The sequence below is a fragment of the Paenibacillus sp. FSL H8-0034 genome (assembly GCF_038000305.1).
Classification (GTDB): Bacteria; Bacillota; Bacilli; order Paenibacillales; family NBRC-103111; genus Paenibacillus_S.
The window spans coordinates 5593661-5612652 of record NZ_JBBOBS010000001.1 but is presented as its reverse complement, the minus strand read 5'-3'; the positions used below and the strand labels follow the sequence as shown (position 1 = coordinate 5612652).

The 18992-nt window shown below is 46.6% G+C and carries 17 protein-coding genes; 13 read left to right on the top strand and 4 right to left on the bottom strand.

What is annotated here, in order from left to right; all coding sequences use genetic code 11:
- Window positions 1–10: 10 nt before the first annotated feature.
- From NST47_RS25405 to NST47_RS25375, 7 genes are all read left to right on the top strand, one after another.
- Entirely contained in the window at window positions 11–1699 is a 1689-nt protein-coding gene (locus NST47_RS25405) for an ABC transporter substrate-binding protein (RefSeq protein WP_341157621.1), read from the top strand.
- A 25-nt stretch (window positions 1700–1724) separates the two neighbouring features.
- Complete coding sequence (locus NST47_RS25400; protein ID WP_341157620.1) at window positions 1725–2723, top strand: hydroxyacid dehydrogenase; 999 nt, start codon at window positions 1725–1727, stop codon at window positions 2721–2723.
- Window positions 2724–2748: 25 nt separating this feature from the next.
- Window positions 2749–3744, top strand: a complete 996-nt coding sequence (locus NST47_RS25395; RefSeq protein ID WP_341157619.1) for a hydroxyacid dehydrogenase — start codon at window positions 2749–2751, stop codon at window positions 3742–3744.
- A 186-nt stretch (window positions 3745–3930) separates the two neighbouring features.
- Window positions 3931–4629 (top strand): PadR family transcriptional regulator, encoded by a 699-nt coding sequence (locus tag NST47_RS25390; protein WP_341157618.1) that lies wholly within the window; start codon window positions 3931–3933, stop codon window positions 4627–4629.
- 115 nt (window positions 4630–4744) lie between these two features.
- Window positions 4745–5383, top strand: a complete 639-nt coding sequence (locus NST47_RS25385; protein WP_341157617.1) for an SGNH/GDSL hydrolase family protein — start codon at window positions 4745–4747, stop codon at window positions 5381–5383.
- 48 nt (window positions 5384–5431) lie between these two features.
- Window positions 5432–7177, top strand: a complete 1746-nt coding sequence (locus NST47_RS25380; protein ID WP_341157616.1) for an ABC transporter ATP-binding protein — start codon at window positions 5432–5434, stop codon at window positions 7175–7177.
- A gap of 34 nt (window positions 7178–7211) precedes the next feature.
- On the top strand, window positions 7212–9032 hold the full coding sequence (locus NST47_RS25375) for an ABC transporter ATP-binding protein (protein ID WP_341159752.1): 1821 nt from the start codon (window positions 7212–7214) through the stop codon (window positions 9030–9032).
- 28 nt (window positions 9033–9060) lie between these two features.
- Here NST47_RS25375 and NST47_RS25370 read toward each other — a convergent pair whose 3' ends face one another.
- Both NST47_RS25370 and NST47_RS25365 read right to left on the bottom strand, forming a co-directional pair.
- Window positions 9061–9228 carry an SE1832 family protein gene (locus NST47_RS25370; protein WP_341157615.1) on the bottom strand — a complete coding sequence of 56 codons (168 nt, stop codon included), beginning with the start codon at window positions 9226–9228 and terminating at the stop codon, window positions 9061–9063.
- A gap of 173 nt (window positions 9229–9401) precedes the next feature.
- The gene (locus tag NST47_RS25365; protein WP_341157614.1) at window positions 9402–10442 is read right to left on the bottom strand and encodes a YheC/YheD family endospore coat-associated protein; all 1041 of its coding nucleotides are present in this window, start codon (window positions 10440–10442) and stop codon (window positions 9402–9404) included.
- Between the two features lie 203 nt (window positions 10443–10645).
- On the opposite strand from NST47_RS25365, the gene NST47_RS25360 reads away from it, so the two are divergent.
- The 6 genes from NST47_RS25360 to add all read left to right on the top strand — a co-directional run bounded on the left by NST47_RS25360 (window position 10646) and on the right by add (window position 17416).
- Window positions 10646–11935: a collagen-like protein gene (locus NST47_RS25360; protein WP_341157613.1), complete on the top strand. Its 1290-nt coding sequence runs from the start codon at window positions 10646–10648 to the stop codon at window positions 11933–11935.
- Window positions 11936–12393: 458 nt separating this feature from the next.
- A complete protein-coding gene (locus NST47_RS25355) occupies window positions 12394–13413 on the top strand; it encodes an ABC transporter substrate-binding protein (RefSeq protein ID WP_341157612.1) in 1020 nt (339 codons plus the stop codon).
- Window positions 13410–14492 carry a FecCD family ABC transporter permease gene (locus NST47_RS25350; protein WP_341157611.1) on the top strand — a complete coding sequence of 361 codons (1083 nt, stop codon included), beginning with the start codon at window positions 13410–13412 and terminating at the stop codon, window positions 14490–14492. The genes NST47_RS25355 and NST47_RS25350 overlap by 4 nt, the downstream gene beginning before the upstream one ends.
- Window positions 14492–15511 (top strand): FecCD family ABC transporter permease, encoded by a 1020-nt coding sequence (locus tag NST47_RS25345; RefSeq protein ID WP_445667481.1) that lies wholly within the window; start codon window positions 14492–14494, stop codon window positions 15509–15511. Before NST47_RS25350 ends, NST47_RS25345 begins: the two co-directional genes overlap by 1 nt.
- A 40-nt stretch (window positions 15512–15551) precedes the next feature.
- Window positions 15552–15950: a VOC family protein gene (locus tag NST47_RS25340; protein ID WP_341157609.1), complete on the top strand. Its 399-nt coding sequence runs from the start codon at window positions 15552–15554 to the stop codon at window positions 15948–15950.
- Between the two features lie 416 nt (window positions 15951–16366).
- Window positions 16367–17416, top strand: coding sequence for an adenosine deaminase (add, locus tag NST47_RS25335; RefSeq protein ID WP_341157608.1), 1050 nt, complete (start codon window positions 16367–16369; stop codon window positions 17414–17416).
- Between the two features lie 128 nt (window positions 17417–17544).
- Here add and NST47_RS25330 read toward each other — a convergent pair whose 3' ends face one another.
- Window positions 17545–18459 (bottom strand): hypothetical protein, encoded by a 915-nt coding sequence (locus NST47_RS25330; RefSeq protein ID WP_341157607.1) that lies wholly within the window; start codon window positions 18457–18459, stop codon window positions 17545–17547.
- A complete protein-coding gene (locus tag NST47_RS25325; RefSeq protein ID WP_341157606.1) occupies window positions 18459–18839 on the bottom strand; it encodes a response regulator in 381 nt (126 codons plus the stop codon). Before NST47_RS25325 ends, NST47_RS25330 begins: the two co-directional genes overlap by 1 nt.
- Between the last annotated feature and the right edge of the window lie 153 nt (window positions 18840–18992).

Below are 18992 nucleotides of genomic sequence, written 5' to 3'. Positions count from 1 at the left end.
GGTTGACTGTATGAGAAAAAAGCTGAACATGATGCTGGCGGTCCCAATGTGCGCCTCATTGATTTTATCTGCATGCACGAAAGACCAGGCTGCCCCGGCAGCAGGCACTACGACTGCGCCCAAAGAGAGCGCGACCGCTTCTAATGTAACGCCAGTGGGGCAATTCCCTGTTGTAAAAGACAAAATTACGCTGAAGGTCGCGATTAGAGGCAGCAGTCTGGTTGAAGACATGAAAACAAATGGATATACCAAATGGCTTGAAAATAAAACCAATGTCCATGTCGATTGGACGATTTTGGATGAAAAAAGCTATCAGGAGCAGCTGAATTTATTGCTGGCCGGAGGTGATTTACCGGATGTCCTGATGAATCTCGATGTTTCTCCCGAACAGCAGATGATTTATGGAGAGCAGGGTACCTTCGTTTCCTTTACCGATTTGATCGAAAAATATGGGGATAACACGAAGAAAATTTTTGCGGAAATGCCTGAAGCCAAGAGTGCGGTAACCGCACCTGGCAATAAAATTTACACACTGCCTTACATTAATGATTGCTTCCATTGTTCCTTGGATTACAAAATGTACGTATACAAACCGTGGCTGGATAAGCTGGGCTTGAAGGAGCCGACTACCCTTGATGAATTTTATAACATGCTGAAGGCTTTTAAAGAAAAAGACCCGAACGGTAATGGCAAGGCAGATGAAATTGCCCTGATCGGCGGCACAGCCAAAGGTGTTTCCAAATCGGACATTGACGTATTTTTGATGAATTCCTTTATTTATGATGATGGCAACAAACGGATGCTCGTTAATAATGGTAAAGTGGACGTGGCCTACAATAAGCCTGAATGGAAGGAAGGGCTCAAGTACCTCAATAAGCTGTATAAAGACGGCTTGCTTGACCGCCAATCATTCACGATCGATAAGGAAGGCTTGAAAAAGATTGCCGAAAATCCGGATATTGCGATCGGCGGAGCTATTCCTGCCCACTCTCCTTCGGATATTACAATTGTTGAAGGCAAAAGCGGAAGATGGCTGGAGTATCAACCGATTGCACCACTCAAAGGACCCAATGGCGTACAAAAAGCGACGTGGCTGGCCTACGACAAAATTGCTAACGGTAAAGGCCAATTTATTATGACGAACGCCAATAAAAATCCGGAAGCGACGATGCGGTGGGCGGACGCGATGTATACGTTTGAAGCCTCCTTGTATTCGAACTTCGGTGTGGAAGGCTCTGCATGGGAAAAAGCAAAACCAGGTGATTTGGGTCGAGACGGCAACCCGGCAAGCTACAGACTATTAATCCCTTACGGGCGTGTACAAAATGAGAACTGGGCACAATACGGTCTGAACTACCGGACCGATAAAGACTACTATGCAGGTCAAGCGGTGCTGAAGCTTCCAGACAAAGAAAAAATGTATTACGACATTACGAAGAAAAATTACGATCCTTATAAGCCGAAAATCGATGAGATCATTCCGCCGTTATTTTTCTCTCCTGCCGATTCTCAACAGCTCGCTGAGTTGGACAAAACGATCAATGACTATGTAAAAACGAGCATTGCGCGTTTTGTTACAGGAGATTTGGACATTGAGAAAGAATGGACCAACTATGTAGCCACACTGGATAAAATGAATCTTAAAAAATATTTGGACATTTACCAAAAAGCTCTCGACGGGAAAAACGTCAAGAAATAAGTGACTGGAAGGGGGCATGGCTTCGATGCGTACCATTTTGGTGCAAATTCCACACGATCAGATCGAACTCTTTTTCACCGATGAGAGCCTTGAAGGTATCCATCAGCTCGGCAATATCATATGGAACCCGCATCATCGTCCATTTACCGAGCAGGAGCTATGCGAGCACATTCAGGGAGTGGATACCGTCATCACAACCTGGAGAAGCGCTCCTATTAGTGAAGAGGTGCTAAAGCATGCCGATCAGCTCAAGCTGATCGCTCACATGGCTGGCTCCGTGAAGCCGATTCTGCCTACCCTTGACGTTTATCGTCGTGGAATTCGGGTGCTGAACAGCAACTACGCGATCGGAGTTTCGGTCAGTGAATCGGTGCTGGCATTAATTTTGGCATTGGGACATAAGATCATTCCCGTGAACAAGGAGATGGGAACAGGCAGAAATGCCAAAAGCGCGATATATGAAACGTATGAATTAAGAGGAAGAACCGTCGGTTTGATTGGCTTGGGCATGGTTGCACGCGAGGTGATTAAGCTGCTTCAACCGTTCGGCGTCAAGCTGCTTGGCTGCGATCCCTTTGTGTCGGCAGAACAGGCTCAGGAATGGAATGTCGAGCTAAAATCTTTGCATGAGGTGATAGCAGAATCCCATATTGTGTCGCTGCATGCCCCTAAGGTACCGGAAACGTATCAGATGATCGGGCACAAGGAATTGTCGCTGCTCCGAGATGGTGCTCTGCTCATTAATACAGCACGAGGGGATTTGATTGATGAGGCTGCATTAATTGAGGAGCTGAGGAAGAAGCGGTTTTATGCCGGACTGGATGTATTTATTGTGGAGCCGCTGTCTGCTGACAGCGAGCTTCGCCACATGGACAACGTTATCGTAAGACCGCATTTGGCTGGAGTCAATCCGGATTCACGCTTGCGAATAGGCACGTTGATGGTACAGGAACTGCAGCAATTTTACAGCAACGGACCGCTGCGCTTTGAAGTGAAGGAGTCGCAGCTAGCCATTATGACTTAAACTTATAGAAAGAAGGAACAGGAGAATGGAGAAACCGAAGGCACTTGTACTACCACCGAAGTCCAGATTAGATGAGGTCTGCTCAGATACTTGCAGAAGCTTGATCAACGAGCATTTTGATCCGGTATGGAATGAAACGGGTGTTGATTACACCGAAGAAGAGCTCGCTGCTTTAATCGAATCGGCTGAGATCATTCTCACCAGCTGGGGTTCTCCAGCAATTACTGAGGCGATGCTGGAGCAGGCGCCAAAGCTGCGGGTGATCGGACACGCTGCAGGTACCGTTAAAGGAAGAATCCCGCCAACGGCTTTTTCCAAGCAGGTACGCGTCTTCTCGGCAGCACCAAGAATTGCTCATAGTGTAGGCGAGTATTGTTTAACTGTGTTGATGTCCTCACTTCGTTATATGCCAACCTTTGATAAGCAGGTGAAAGCAGGGCAATGGCGTGTCAGTTCTTTAAAGGGCAGAGAATTAGCGGGACAGACGATTGGAATCGTGTCCGCCAGCTCGACGGCAAGGGCATTTCTTAAGCTGCTGGCCCCCTTTCATGTCAACGTGCTTGTGTATGATCCGTATTTAAAGGATGAAGCGGCAGCTCAGCTGCAGGTTACCAAAGCCAGTCTGGAGGAGGTCATGCGCTGCTCGATCATATCGATTCATGCGCCAAAGCTTCCGGCAACTTATAAAATGGTGACGAAAGAGATGATCGCTTCGATTCCGGATGGCGCCATTCTGATCAATTCTTCCCGAGCCGATGTGCTTGATGAGGAAGCGCTTATAGAAGAGCTGCAAAAGGGCCGGTTTTTCGCTGCGCTTGATGTGTTTACCAAGGAGCCGCTGCCTGCGGATAGTCCTCTCACGAAGCTGGATAATGTGCTGCTTTCTTCTCATGTCGCCGGTGCTACGGTTCAAGGCCACTTGGCGCTGATGGAGGGTGTTGTCGAGGATATACTGAAAGGTCTTAAGCAGGAAAAAACAAGCATGGAAGTGACTCAGGCCATGTGGGAGAATATGGCTTAAGAAGCTAATTGTGAATCCCGCCTGCAGAGCTTGACTTGTTCATCGGAATTACACAAAAAAGGAGATCCTGGATCTCCTTTTTTGTGCTCATATCGGTATTAAAGAAAATAGAATACAAAAGGTTGTTGACGAATACGATATATCGTTATATTATTACGATATATCGTATTGAGGAGTGAACATAATATGAGATTTAACCATGGACGTCATTATGGACGAAAAGGTGTTGCTCATGAAGAGAAGTTTTTGAGGTACCGTCATGGCGGTTCGCAGGGAGGTTTTGGAGGACGGGGGGAAGGCAAACGTCGTTTCTTTGAGCGCGGGGAGTTCAAATTCGCTTTACTGGAGTTGTTGGCCTTGGAGCCGATGCACGGTTATCAGCTGATCAAGGCTATGGAAGAGAAGACAGGTGGCTTGTACACCCCAAGTGCAGGTTCTATCTACCCTAATTTACAGCTGCTGGAAGACATGAAGCTTATTTTAGGCTTCATTGATGAAGCTGATGGTAAGAAGCTTTACCGAATAACGGATGAGGGACTGGCAGCTCTTCGTGAAAGAGAAGGTGAAGAGAACAAACTGCCAGAGGATCACTGGGAACGTCCTGGACGACATAGGCATGCCGGTGGTGGCCATAGAAAGCGTGATTTGCGAGGTTTTATGAAGGAATGGTCTGAAGCTATTTATTTAATGGCGAGAGCAGCAGAAGCCGTGCAGGAAAACCCCGCCTCCAAGCATGCAGCTCAATTTCAAGAAATAATGACCAATTTTCAAAACAATTTGAAACAATTGCTGGTTTCTGTCCCGAATCCCAGTATGGATGACAAAGCTGTTCAGCCAACAGAAACGGATTCACTAACGGACGACAATCAAGAGGACAAACTTTAATTTGTAACAACGACATCGAAGTCATATTTAGTAGCTGTTGCTTTTCAAAAATATGGTATAATAATCAAAGCTTTTTTTATACCTATTCGTATTGAACCTTAGGAGGAAGTAGCCGATGGAAGCATGGATTCAGCAGGGCGATGTAGTGTTATTTCAAGGAGATAGTATTACCGATGCAGGTCGGAACCGCGACAAATCGGATGATCTCGGTAAAGGTTATGCGTTAATGGCAGCTGCGCAATTTTCGACCCTATACCCAGAAAAGCAAGCGACATTTATAAACCGAGGGATCAGTGGCAACCGCGTTGTCGATTTGCAGCAGCGCTGGCAGCAGGATTGTATCGATTTGAAGCCTAATGTGGTATCGATTTATATTGGAATTAACGATACCTGGCGTCGATATGACCGCAATGATCCTACCTCCACAGAGCAATTCGCTGAAGGTTATCGTAAGCTGCTGACGGAAACGGTAGCTGCGACAGGAGCCAGACTTGTTCTGATCGAACCGTTCCTGCTGCCGGTACCGGAGGATCGTAAGCGCTGGAGAGAAGATTTGGATCCGAAAATTACAGTTGTTCGTGAATTGGCTGTAGACTTCGGAGCCAGACTGGTTTGTTTGGACGGTTTATTTGCGCAGGCTTCTACACGTGCGGCGGCTGCTTTCTGGGCACCGGACGGTGTGCATCCATCTCCTGGAGGTCACGCACTGATTGCTAAAGCCTGGCTGCAGACGGTAGGAGCTCTGAACAGCTAGCATGAAAAGACAAGCTTCAGACTGTGGCGATTGGAGGAGAATGGCTCCATGCAATTTTTACATAGCTATGCAGGTAAGTACTGGAAGCTTTTCAGTGTTGCCTTTGCATTTCTGACTTTAGAAGCCATATGCGATTTACTGCTGCCGAGCGTTATGGCTGAAATTATCGATGTAGGCGTAGCCAAACAGCAGCTGGATTTTGTCTTGCGTATGGGCGGTCTTATGCTGCTGATTACGGCAGTTGGTGCGGTATCTGCTTCCATGCGGAACATTCTGGCAACCCATGTATCCCAAAGGTTTGCTGCCGAGCTGCGTTCCGATTTATTTCGTAAAATTCAATCGCTTTCATTTGAAAATATCGACAAATTTGATCGGGCTGCGTTGATCACCCGACTGACCAGTGACGTCACTCAGGTACAAAACTTTGCGAACGGACTTATGCGGATTTTTGCCAAGGCGCCATTGCTCTGTATCGGTGCACTGATTATGGCTGTCCGTCTGAATCCCCATCTCTCGTTGGTGCTTGTTGTCGTAGTTCCGATTGTCGGGATATTAATCTTTATCAATATGAAGATAGGCTTTCCTTTTTTTATCAAGGTGCAAAAGGCGCTGGATCGTGTTAACAGTGTGATGAGAGAATATTTGTCCGGCGTCAGAGTGGTCAGAGCGTTCAACCGTTTTGATTATGAGGTTAATAAATTCGATCAAGCCAATCAGGAATATCAGTCTCGTTCCACGATAGCGATGAGGGCTATGGCTGTGTTCAGTCCCGCAATAACCTTGACGGTGAATCTCGGGATCGTAACCGTGATCTGGCTTGGAGGAATACGAGTCAGCTCTGGCAGTATGCAGGTCGGGCATATCATTGCTTTTGTCAACTATATGACGCAGATATTGTTCGCGTTGATGACGATCACGATGGTATTTAATATGTTTGTGAGGGCCAAGGCTTCGGCTGGGCGTATTAATGAAGTGTTTATACAGGAGAATGGGATGGCAGGAAATTACGGAGCTATGAACGCGACAGCTATAAAGGGAAGAGTCGATTTTGAGAACGTAAGCTTCTCTTACGCGGAAACGTCTGGGCCCCCTGTGATCAAAAATTTGACAATGACCTGTTTGCCTGGTGAAACCGTAGGTATTATCGGGTCTACGGGCTCTGGGAAAAGCAGCCTGGTGTCGCTCATTCCGCGTTTTTACGATGTAAGCGCAGGTGTGATTCGGGTCAATGGGCAGGATGTCAGGGACATGGATCCCAAGCAGCTTCGTGAAAAGATTGCCATTGTTCCGCAAAAAACGATGCTGTTTACAGGCACTGTACTCGAAAATATTCGATTTGGCAAAGAAGATGCCACGATGGAAGAGGTTGAGAGAGCGGCGCGAATGGCTGATGCCCATGATTTTGTCAGTTCTTTTGCCGAGGGCTATGAGACCGTGCTGGGACAGCATGGCGTTAACTTTTCCGGTGGGCAAAAGCAGCGTGTCTCCATAGCACGTGCCCTGGTGAGGCAGCCGGAAATTTTGATTCTGGATGACTGCACCAGCGCGGTCGACGTCACGACTGAGGCCAACATCAAGCATGCTTTGAAAATGTATGCCAAAGATCTCACCTGTCTCATTATTGCGCAGCGGATTACCTCTGTCATGGATGCTGACACGATTGTTGTGCTTGATCAAGGTCAGATTGTCGGTACAGGCAAGCATGATGAGCTGATGAAAAGCTGCGAGGTTTATCGGGAAATATTCCAATCCCAGATGGGAAAGGAGACACTCAAAAATGCCGGAGAAAAATGAACAGAAGCCGACGTCCGTGCAGCCGGATATTCCCATGATGGCAGGTGCGGGAAGACCGGGAATGATGAACCGCGGGAGAGCTGTAGTCAAACCCAAAAACTTTAAAGCTACCATGCGGCGGCTGTGGCATTATGTAGGCAGTGAAAGAAAGCTGCTGATGGTTGTGTTTATGTTTGTAGTTATTGATTCAGCGCTTACATTATCCGCACCTTATCTTATTGGTGTCTCTGTAGACACGATGACCGGCGGCAGCGCCGGAGCCGTCAATTTCAAGCTGCTGGAACTGGTCATAATAGCATTAATAGCTGCTTATGTGGCTGATGCACTGCTTACCTTTTTGCAGGGCTGGTTGATGGCGGGTATTTCCCAACGTATCGTGATGAAGCTGCGAACTGCCTTATTTGAAAAGCTGCAAAAGCTGCCGCTCGCCTACTTCGATTCCCGCAGGCACGGTGAAATCATGAGCCGCTTGTCCAACGATATTGAAAATGTGAGCAACAGCTTATCACAATCGATCACACAGCTGATGGGCGGTTCGATCGCGATTATCGGTTCCTTGGTGATGATGCTGATCTTAAGTCCATTACTAACCTTGGCCAGTATGATTACAGTGCCACTCGTCTATTTACTGGCCCGTACGATTACCAAAAGAACGAGTGTGCTGTTCAAGGATCAGCAGGTTCAGCTCGGCAAGCTGAACGGTCATGTCGAGGAGACGATATCCGGTATTGAGGTGGTCAAAGCTTTCAATCGTGAAAACAAAGCGATAGAAGAATTTGATGCCGTAAATGCCAAGCTGTGCGAGGTGGGCTTGAAGGCGCAAATATGGTCAGGTTTTTTGATGCCGCTGCTCGCCGTGATTAACAATATTGGTTTTGCTGCGGTCGCTGTAGTAGGTGGCGTGCTTGCTGTCAAAGGTTTGATCACTGTCGGTATTATTGCCAGCTTTCTGAGCTACTCGCGGCAGTTTGTCAGACCGCTTAATGAGATCGCCAACATATTTAACGTGCTGCAATCTGGTGTTGCCGGAGCGGAGCGTGTATTTGAGGTGCTTGACGAGCTTGAGGAAACGGCCGATGCACCGAACGCGATCCCTTTGGAAAACGCTAAAGGTCATGTCGTATTTGAAAATGTCAGCTTTGGTTATCGTCCTGATGTGCCCATCCTGAAAAATATCAGCTTTGAATCGCAGGAAGGCAGCAGCACCGCATTTGTAGGACCAACAGGAGCTGGAAAAACGACAATCGTCAATCTGGTAACGAGGTTTTATGATGTAACAGGCGGAAGAATCCTGATTGATGGCAGAGATATCAAGGAGTATACGAGGGACAGCTTGAGAAAAGCCTTTGGGATCGTGCTGCAGGATACGTACTTATTCTCAGGTACAATCAAGGAAAACATCAAATATGGCAAATCCGATGCGACGGATGAGGAAATCGAAGCTGCGGCAGTAATGGCCAATGCAGATGCTTTTATTAAACGTCTGCCCAATCAGTACGAATCGCTGCTTTCGGAGAATGGCGGTAATTTAAGCCAGGGACAGCGGCAGCTTCTGGCTATTGCCCGGGTAATATTAGCGAAGCCATCCATCTTAATTCTTGATGAAGCTACGAGCAGCATTGACACTCGAACCGAGCTTCACATCCAGGATGCTTTGTTAAGTATCATGCAGGGGCGCACGAGCTTTATCATTGCCCACCGTTTGAACACCATTCGCGATGCGGATACGATCACAGTTATCGATCACGGTGAGATTGTGGAGCAAGGCAGCCATGACCGTTTGATCAACGAGCAGGGCGCCTATAATCGAATGTTTAACAATCAGTTCAAAAATTTGGAGGGTGCTATGGATTAAGGCAGGGGGATAAAAGTTTGAGGATGGATCACTGCTGCTGATGAAGCAGCTTTAATTCATCCTCAATAGCCTGAAGCTGACGTTCAGCGTTGGTTATACTGCCACCTGTGGACTCCATTTTTTCAATATCCTCTTGAATACGAATGTAATCGTATTTTAATTCGGCAATTCTTGCCTTGATTTGATCCTTTGTCATGCTGAGCGGCTCCTTTATTCTATAAGTTGGTCTTGAATTAGATTACGCAAAATAAAGCGGTTTGTAAAGCATGACACAGAGGTGCGAAAGTTGTATAGTGGGAAAGCTGAAAAGCTGCGGATCATCGAATTTGCAGCTTTTTTGGCATGAAGCCATTAATCACTTGTTCTTCTTCAATTTTGCGAGAGATAATAAGCATATTCCATGGGTCTGCTATAAATTAGTTTGGTGTGTTTGTTTGATTTAAGGTCTTTATATATATTTTTCTGAGGTTTACCATTCAACTCCATGATCCGTAGCTTACTATGTTCGTCTAATACAAAATCCACGCTCAATTCTCCCAATGAACCCATATGTGTTTCTGCTTCATAAGCGGCTTTTATACTTAGCTCTTGCAAAGTTTGAAGGATTTCATTCATTTCTATCGGCGCGAAAAAACGCGGAAGAAATTCTGCAGCATCATACATGGCTTCACATATGCTTGTGTTGAAGTAATGTTTATAGGCTACTCTACAGGCGAGGCTGGAAACCGTCCATTCTCCAACAATATTTTTTTGGACAAGGACCCGAATATCAAAATATTGTTGATCAAGCGGACTCATCCGAATGCCTTGCTGAACGATGTATTTCTTCTTTTGCCCAAGAAGTTTATCCAATTTTTCCTGAAGGTTTTCGTATTTTCTGCAAATGATTCTTGGAGCAAGGCTGTGTAGAGAGATATGAATATCTCCATGATCAGTTAACTCAACCCGATATACGGACTTTCCCTTACATCCGTAGTAAGGTTTAATATAGAGCAGTTTAAACTTCTTTAATAGCTCTGATACCTTCACTTCATTATATAAAAATGTGTCGGGGACACAGGATTTAAGCTTTGACTGTTTTAACACGTTATAGAGATCCCATTTATTGAAAAAATTGATATTGTTGAAGCATTTGTTTCTGCCTAATACCCGCTCCAGGCGTTGAACAGTTTCAGTTTGTTTGTTGAAGCTCTGGTTGTAGACGACATAAGGAAAGGAAAACGAGCTTTGTGTCCATCTACCCTTTTTCAGGCCAAGTCCAATAATACGTTGTTCCTTCCAAATAATATCTGCTGGTGTAAAGGCGATAAGCTTCAGATTTAGATTGTGATAACGATGATAAAGCTCCAAAATTCTTTTTCTGCTATTCCTTTTAGTTACCAGAATACCTATTAATGGGCGCTTCTCCATCTCATCACTCCTTAGCTTCAATCTCTTTTATTAGTTAATGCTAGCATAGACATCTGTGCATAGGACAATCGCATAGTTGTATAGAAAATCAGCGAATGTACGGCTGCAATCACCTATTTTTAAGATAGATAGGCATTTACTGTGCTTATCTTATTAATCTTTTAAATATGATGCAGTACATCTAATAATAGGGAGATGAGACTATGGGTAAATTTAACGGCCCTCCTGGCCCTCCGGGACCCGAAGGGCCGGAGGGACCAAGAGGACTCCAGGGACCCGTGGGGCCGGAAGGGTCGCGAGGGCGGCAGGGACCAGTAGGACCGACAGGAGAAACAGGCCCGCGAGGGCTCGAAGGAGCAGTCGGAGCAACAGGAGCGACCGGACCGGCGGGAGAACAGGGAACACAAGGCCCAGTGGGAGCGCAGGGAACACAAGGCCCAGCGGGAGCACCCGGAACGCAAGGACCAACAGGAGCACAGGGAACACAAGGCCCGACGGGAGCGCAGGGAGCACAAGGAACACAAGGCCCGGCAGGAGCGCAGGGAACACAGGGCCCGACGGGAGCACAAGGAACACAAGGTCCGGCAGGAGCACAAGGAACACAAGGACTAACAGGAGCGCAGGGAACGCAAGGTCCAGCAGGAGCACAAGGAACACAAGGTCCGGCAGGAGCACAAGGAACACAAGGCCCAGCGGGAGCACCCGGAACGCAAGGACCAACAGGAGCACAGGGAACACAAGGTCCGGCAGGAGCACAAGGAACACAAGGACTAACAGGAGCGCAGGGAACGCAAGGCCCGGTGGGAGCACCCGGAACGCAAGGACCAACAGGAGCACAGGGAACACAAGGCCCGACGGGAGCACAAGGAACACAAGGCCCAGCAGGAACGCAGGGAACACAAGGCCCAGCAGGAGCGCAGGGAACACAAGGCCCAGCAGGAGCACAGGGAACACAAGGCCCGACTGGAGCACAAGGAACGCAAGGCCCAGTGGGAGCGCAGGGAACACAAGGCCCAGCGGGAGCACAAGGAACGCAAGGACTAACAGGAGCACAAGGACCGGCAGGAGGAACATTAGGCTTTGCGGATTTTTTTGCGTTGATGCCTCCTGATAACGACGCAACAGTTGCTCCGGGGACAGACGTAAGTTTTCCTCAAAATGGACCTACTAGTGGGACCTCCATCTTCCGTTCTAGTTTAAGTACATTTAACTTGTCTGTCATTGGCACTTATCAGGTCTTGTTTCAGGTGAGTGTGGACGAAGCGGGCCAACTAATTTTAACCCTTAATGATGATGATCTAGCTTATACGGTAGTCGGCCGAGCAACCGGTACTTCTCAAATAGTAGGAATTGCTCTTGTCGAAACGACTGTCATCAATTCAATACTCACTGTACGAAACCCTGCTGGCAATGCTGAGGCGCTAACCATCACTCCTGTTGCTGGAGGAACAAGGTCGGTTTCAGCACACCTTACTATCCTACAAATCGCATAAGGGGCACTCGAGCTATATCCATGCATCGTGTGCAGCATCACCGTCTTATCGTTATGTACGCGAGGTAACAATGTGAAAGGGGGCCGGGACTTTAATTGAGCCGGATTCAGCTGTGAAAAGACTTGAAGGATATAAGCTCAGTCCATGAGCTTCCTTTCCGGTATGCAGAGGGACCAACTGACTTCGTGCCAGTTGGTCCGGAACATAAAAAAACCACTACTATTCAGTGCCTTAATGCTAAGTTGCAACGCTATCGCTTATTTAAGCTGGTGCTTGAGCAGTCATTAAATATGAAGTCCTTGTACATAGCTTGATTGGTATGGGGTGTATCCGCAGCAATATACAATCAATCATCAATTGAAGCGAAAATTAGCTATTGACATGTAAAGATTTTGTAAACTATACTGATGCTAATGATAATCATTATCAATACATAAATAAGGGGTCTAGTGAACAAGATGAAAACAAGAATTTCCTTTGCTATCGTTCTTACATTTTTATTATCGATTTTATTAAGCGCTTGCGGATCGGACAACACCATGAAGGAAGCTGCCAAACCAGCAGCCAAGACTGCTGAAACTACCGCTCCCACTGCACCGGCTCCAGCACCTGCAGCCGCACCAGCTGAAAAGAAGAAAACGACAATTACGCATGTTATGGGTCAAACTGAGGTGCCTGAGCGTGTTGAACGCGTTGTGGCGTTAACTCCGCATTTTGCTGATCATTTACTAGCATTGGGAATTACGCCGGTTGGATCTGTAGTGAGAGAAGCTGGCGATTTTGAGCCTTACAGCATACCTTTATTGAAGGGAACAGAATCGGTAGGTCAATCATCTGCACCCAATCTGGAAAAGGTGCTGCAGCTCAAGCCTGATCTGATCTTCGGAGAAGAAAAAAATCATTCCAAGTCGTATCCGGCGTTAGCCAAAATCGCGCCAACGCTCGTATATGCAACCAAGGATATGGAGGAAGACTGGAATAAAGTCTTTTTGAGTGTAGGAGAGGCTGTCGGCAAGGGGGCGCTAGCCAAAACCAAGCTGCAGGAATTTAACACAAAAACAAAAGCTTTAAAAGAGAAATTGGTACCGAAATTGGGAAATGAAACGGTTCTGTTCGTTAAGGTTACAGATAAAGATACACGCGTAATGGGCAGCAAGAGTCCATTGGGCAAAATTGCTTATGAACAGCTGGGTCTGAAATACCCTGCCGGGCTGCCTGAGGAAGATGGCGAAATTAAAATAGCTCTTGAAAAGCTGCCGGAAATCAACCCTGACCATATTTTCTTGTTAGATACGAATGTACCGGATTATGTGGCTAAAATGAATGAGGCGATTGCAACCCCGTTGTGGAAGAACCTCAAGGCTGTGCAAAACAAGCATATGTACATGAAGCCGATTCGTGGTACCAAGACAGGCTTCGGATTGATTATGTATAACATATTTGTGGATGAAATTAATAAGGAGCTATTGGGCGGATGAGTCGTGACACTCCAATCAGTGAATCCCGTACTTATTCCGATCAATCGGCTTCATTGAATCAAGCTAAGAAAAGAAGGCTCAGCCCTTCTTTTCTTATTTTGCTGTTAAGTGTCGGAATGATCATTGGCGTGCTTCTGTTCATAACCACGGGGGCAGCGAATATCCAATTGTCTACCGTATGGGAGGCCATACTGCATTATGATGAGAATCAGGTTCAGCACTATACCGTGCTTTCCGTTCGATTGCCAAGAGCCGTTACAGCGATTATTGTTGGCGGTTGTTTTGCTATATCCGGAGCGATTATGCAGGGAATGACACGCAACCCACTCGCCAGTCCGAGCTTATTAGGGGTATCCGCAGGGGCACGTTTTGGCCTGGTGCTTGGTTTTGCCTTCCTGCCACATTTGTCGTATCAATTGATGATTGTGATATCGATGCTCGGAGCAGCTTTTGGAGCTATGACGGTGTATGGTGTTGGAATGCTGGCCTCATTTAAGGGCTCGGAGCAAGCCTCGCATGTGAAGCTTGCGCTGGCCGGGGCAGCGGTAAGTGCGCTGCTGGCTGCTTTGTCGGAGGGCATCCAGATTTACTTTGGTATTGCGCAAGAGGTCATGTATTGGTACGCCGCTGGTATAGCGGGTGTGAAGTGGCTGCATGTATGGACGATTTTGCCCTGGGCCGTTGTAGGTCTGGTTATATCTGTCATGATTTCAAGAAATATTACGATGCTGAGCCTGGGTGAAGAAGTGGCAACGGGTCTCGGTCAGAGAGTGAAGTGGGTCAAGTTCCTGGGCGCACTTACGGTGTTTGCGCTTACAGGTGCAGCGGTAGCTATAGCGGGACCGATTGGATTTATCGGATTGATTATTCCGCATGTAACCCGTTTTCTCATCGGTGTCGATTATCGTTGGGTGATCCCATGCTCGGGGATGTTTGGAGGCTGGTTTTTATTGATGGCAGATACGGTTTCACGTTGGGTTAATCCACCTTTGGAAACGCCGGTCGGCATTTTGACGGCTTTGCTAGGGGTTCCTTTCTTTCTGTATTTGGCAAGAAGGGGAGGCAGAGGCGGCTTATGATGAAACCAATTGTAGGGAATCGCATGCGTCAACCCAAGCTGATTGGCAAGTTTATACTGTTGTTCCTGCTGCTGTTTGCTGCTCTTCTGATCAGCTTGAACTCCGGCTTAATTCGGGTCGCACCGATGGAAGTTATGCGTACATTAGCGGGTTATGGATCAGGGGAATCCTCTATAGTCATGTTTGATATTCGGCTGCCTCGAATTGTGATAGCGATGCTGGTAGGTGCCGGCTTTGCTGTATCCGGCGCGATCATGCAGGGCATTTCGCAGAATGGCTTGGCAGATCCAGGGATCCTTGGGATTAACGCTGGAGCTGGCTTGGGTGTAGTGCTGTACATCGCGTATTTTTATGGTAAAATCCAATTGGCACCGATCTATATGCTTCCGTTGATGGCTTTTATTGGTGCAGCGGCGGCGGCATTATTCGTTTTTACTTTGGCTTATAAGGATGGTAAGATTATTCCGATGCGTCTGCTGCTTGTTGGCATTGCTACGGGGGCGGGAATTAGTGCTGCTATGCTATTTCTGACGTATCGGATGAATGCCTACAATTATGATTTTGTGAAAATATGGTTGTCCGGCAGCATCTGGGGTACGAATTGGAGTTATGTGGTTGCGGTATTGCTCTGGATGATCGTCCTGCTTCCCTATGCAATCTACAAGGCTCATCGGATTAACCTGCTGTATATGGGCGAGGAAATAGCGGCAGGAGTGGGACTGTCGGTTCAAAAGGAGAGAGCCATCCTGATGGCGATCGCAGTAGGCTTGGCGGGTTCTTGTGTAGCTGTTGCCGGTAGTATTGGTTTTGTGGGATTGATCGCACCCCATTTGGCCAAATTAACGATTGGCAGAAACTACAAAGTGCTGCTGCCCTCAGCGGCGATTATTGGCTCTATTCTTGTCCTGATTTCGGATACGATTGGGCGTATAATTGCCCAGCCGGTTGATATTCCTGTTGGGATTGTTACCGCTGCAGTTGGTGCGCCTTATTTTCTGTATTTGTTGACGAAGAAGTGATATTTATATTTATTGAAAATCTATGAGGAGTGGTTCGTGAATGGCCAAGCTGTATCCGTATATTTACTGTGAAAATGCAAGAGAGCAAGCAGCGTTCTATGCCCAGGCATTGGGCGGAAGAATCGTAGGTATCCAGACTTTTGCGGAAATCCCTAATGTCAGCGATGAAATGAAAGATAAAGTCATGCATTTGGTGATGCAAACTTCAGACCTTGTGCTATTTATGGCAGATTCGGTTTCTGAACCCGTCCAGCGCGGTGGTGGACTTGATCTCGGATTGGAATACAAAATAGAGCAGGAAGCCCGCCAAGTGTTTGAAAGCTTATCGCAAGGTGGCAGTGTGATTATGCCATTTCAGAAAATGTTCTGGGGATCGATGTTCGGTCGTCTTCAAGACCCTTACGGTGTGTTTTGGCAGATTGTTACAGAGCCATCTTGAGCCTGGTCTGAAATAAGTGATTTGGAATGGAACAACAGCGATGCCGTACCTAGAAGTGCGAACATTTATAAGATGCTGTAAGGAGAAATGCAAGTGTTTCGGAGACCCCGCAAGGGGTCTTTTTTCATATAAGCAATGTAAGGAGTAGAAGGCAAATCCGAAAGTAATGAAAGAGAACATGGGTGTCTCATCCATAAAACACGACTTCAACAACGACTGAAACCCCATGCCGATGTTCTCGCCAGCGCACAATGCAGAGAGGGCTAAACAAGGAACAAGCCCAGACTGATCTTTTTTGGAGTTAGAAGGATTAACTTTGCATCAAAACGTATCTTTTGAATAAAATGTTAAATATATTGACATATAAGTAACATTGGTTTACAGTAAGTTAAATTATTTATTTTCGTGAACAAGGAGTGATCAACTTGGAAAAGGATAGATTTGACGATGCAGTGCTTCAATTGCCCAAGGTTGATCTTCATTTGCATCTGGATGGGTGCGTGAATCCTTCAACTATTCTGGAACTAGCTGAGGAGCAAGGGATTGTTTTGCCTGCATCCGACAGGCAGGGATTGCTTCCTTATATGCAGGTCGATGAGAACTGCAGCAGTCTTGCCGAGTATTTGAGTAAATTTGATTTTACAACCCGTTTTCTGCAAACGGGAGCGGCGTTGGAGCGTGTTGCTTATGAAATTGTTGAGCAAGCGGCGTTTCATAATTGTGCTTATATCGAGGTGCGATTTGCCCCGCAGCTTCATCGGCACAACGGATTGTCTGCGGAAGCGGCGATTCATTATGTTATAGAAGGATTAAAGCGCGCTGAGCAGAAGTTTCATGTTAAAGCGAGAGTTATTGCGATTTGTATGAGAAATCATTCAATTAAAGATAACCTGGAAGTGATCGAAGCTGCGGCGGCATTTATAGGAAAAGGTCTTGGAGCTGTTGATCTGGCCGGAGATGAAGCCTCCTATGGTCCTGAGTTATTCAGGGAGGTGTTCGCGTTGTCTCACAAGCTTGGGATTCCTGTCACGATTCATGCTGGAGAAGCGGCAGGGGCTGATAATATTAAAGAGGCTGTCACGAATCTGGGGGCTTGCCGGATCGGGCATGGAGTGAGGCTGAGAGAGAACACCTCGATTCTGGAGATGATCGTTCAACAACAAATCCCGCTGGAAATGTGCCCGGTCAGTAATATTCAAACGAAAGCTGTCCCAAGCTGGGAAGCATATCCGATTCGTGATTATTTTGATCGCGGGATTAAAATAACCGTCAATACGGATAATCCGATTGTCTCCGGTACGAATATCACGAAGGAATATCGGGTTCTGAACGAACGGTTTGGTTTTACACTGTCTGAGCTGTCTGCATTGGTAATGAATGGCGTGGATTCAGCATTTTTGGATGGACACGAGAAGCGGGCTCTCAAGCTGGATTTGCTTAGTAAATGCAAAGCCATGGGAGTTTAACTATGCGAAAACATGGGTGCTTGTAGCAGCTTTGGCTATCATTCAGCATAAAACCTCGAATCAGCTTGTCAATCAAAGCGGTTCGAGGTTTTTTATGCAGATGGCACATATTAAACAAGCAAGACGATTCAAGCCGACTCGGTAAGCTCGCTTAAATCCGTCAGGATTAAGTCGAACTGAACGAGTGGGCCGAACACGCGCAGGACAGCTTTTATAGGGGAGTCTGGGCTGAAGGCTGTATTCCGTACGACGGTTTGGGGCTCCAGATCAAGCTCGATGCTCCGGTTCGACAGATTCACCAAATAAATGCCGTTATGCAAATTGAGTAATTCGCCCACCGAGGCTTCCATCATTTCTCCAGGTTCTTCAATGGATTCTTGTGCGTAGATAGAAGCCAGCTGCAGAAAGGAGGCTTCTGCAGCGCTGATCGCTGTAATTCTGGAACACGATCGATCACTGCTGACTAAAGACTGATAAGCTGTCCATTCATATGCTGACGCTGAATCTGTAGGGATGATCTCAATGCGAATATGGCTATCTATGAAACGTATCATATTTTTGGCAAACAAGCTGATATAATCGGTTAAGGCTTGCCCCAAGATCATGTTCTGTTTCAATAAAATGGATTCCACAAGTACTTCGATGCTGCCGTTTACAATGGATTCGAATTGATCATCGGTCAGACTATAATCCTTTTTATATAAGTTCAAGGCTGTACTGAAGGTTTCGTAATTCATTGTGCCTTGGTCAATCAATGCTTGTCCCAGAGTCAAATGTGCGCTTTGCTGTGAGGACAATAGTTCGGTAACGATCTCCTCAGTCAAGTGGCCCATATCGACGGCGATTTCGCCGAATCTTTTATCTATTCTTGTTTGGGTCTGGTGTACTTGTTCTACCTGCTCGGGGGTCATGTAGCCTTTGTTAATAGCAAGTACGCCCAGCTTGACTCTCGTTTCGGCTTGTGCCGACAAGGCCTGATCCAGCTCGGATGCGGTTACGATGGAACGGTTTAATAGAAACTGTCCGAAGTATTGTGCGAACATTACTGAACACCCCGATCCTCAACGATTTTTTTGGCAATATCGACAATGATTTCAACTTGGATAGGCTTCTGCAAAAAGTTGTCAGCTCCCAGCTTGAGCGCTTTAATTAAATTGCTTTGTGTGCCTACGGAGGAGGCCATAACAATATGAATGGCTGGGTTGATGATTTTGATTTCCTGCAGCGCTTCTATGCCATCTTTCTTCGGCATCACGATATCCATGAGGACGAGGTCTGGCTGCTCCGTTCGGCAGAACGTGACAGCTTCTTCGCCGTCGATGGCTTCAAACAGATTGGTGAACCCGAGTTCGGCCAAGGCTCCCTTTAGCTTTTTGCGAATCAGCATAGAATCGTCACATAACAAAATTTTCAAATCATACATGGGCTTCAACTCCTCAGCTATGGCTTCTCTGATATAACCTTACGTAGATAATACTTTATATGTTAGATAATATTACAAGAATCGTTATTAAACAAGTGGAAAATTGTAAATAGTAGATGGGGATGATGGTGAAATGAGTTTGAATAAGGGGAA

What these genes read in the sequence shown, in the direction of transcription:
- NST47_RS25325 (WP_341157606.1), bottom strand. Translation starts at nt 18,839, where the DNA reads ATGTATGATTTGAAAATTTTGTTATGTGACGATTCTATGCTGATTCGC.
- NST47_RS25380 (WP_341157616.1), top strand. Translation starts at nt 5,432, where the DNA reads ATGCAATTTTTACATAGCTATGCAGGTAAGTACTGGAAGCTTTTCAGT.
- NST47_RS25395 (WP_341157619.1), top strand. Translation starts at nt 2,749, where the DNA reads ATGGAGAAACCGAAGGCACTTGTACTACCACCGAAGTCCAGATTAGAT.
- NST47_RS25330 (WP_341157607.1), bottom strand. Translation starts at nt 18,459, where the DNA reads ATGTTCGCACAATACTTCGGACAGTTTCTATTAAACCGTTCCATCGTA.
- NST47_RS25350 (WP_341157611.1), top strand. Translation starts at nt 13,410, where the DNA reads ATGAGTCGTGACACTCCAATCAGTGAATCCCGTACTTATTCCGATCAA.
- NST47_RS25390 (WP_341157618.1), top strand. Translation starts at nt 3,931, where the DNA reads ATGAGATTTAACCATGGACGTCATTATGGACGAAAAGGTGTTGCTCAT.
- NST47_RS25360 (WP_341157613.1), top strand. Translation starts at nt 10,646, where the DNA reads ATGGGTAAATTTAACGGCCCTCCTGGCCCTCCGGGACCCGAAGGGCCG.
- NST47_RS25345 (WP_445667481.1), top strand. Translation starts at nt 14,492, where the DNA reads ATGAAACCAATTGTAGGGAATCGCATGCGTCAACCCAAGCTGATTGGC.
- NST47_RS25355 (WP_341157612.1), top strand. Translation starts at nt 12,394, where the DNA reads ATGAAAACAAGAATTTCCTTTGCTATCGTTCTTACATTTTTATTATCG.
- NST47_RS25405 (WP_341157621.1), top strand. Translation starts at nt 11, where the DNA reads ATGAGAAAAAAGCTGAACATGATGCTGGCGGTCCCAATGTGCGCCTCA.
- NST47_RS25340 (WP_341157609.1), top strand. Translation starts at nt 15,552, where the DNA reads ATGGCCAAGCTGTATCCGTATATTTACTGTGAAAATGCAAGAGAGCAA.
- NST47_RS25375 (WP_341159752.1), top strand. Translation starts at nt 7,212, where the DNA reads ATGATGGCAGGTGCGGGAAGACCGGGAATGATGAACCGCGGGAGAGCT.
- NST47_RS25370 (WP_341157615.1), bottom strand. Translation starts at nt 9,228, where the DNA reads ATGACAAAGGATCAAATCAAGGCAAGAATTGCCGAATTAAAATACGAT.
- NST47_RS25365 (WP_341157614.1), bottom strand. Translation starts at nt 10,442, where the DNA reads ATGGAGAAGCGCCCATTAATAGGTATTCTGGTAACTAAAAGGAATAGC.
- NST47_RS25385 (WP_341157617.1), top strand. Translation starts at nt 4,745, where the DNA reads ATGGAAGCATGGATTCAGCAGGGCGATGTAGTGTTATTTCAAGGAGAT.
- NST47_RS25400 (WP_341157620.1), top strand. Translation starts at nt 1,725, where the DNA reads ATGCGTACCATTTTGGTGCAAATTCCACACGATCAGATCGAACTCTTT.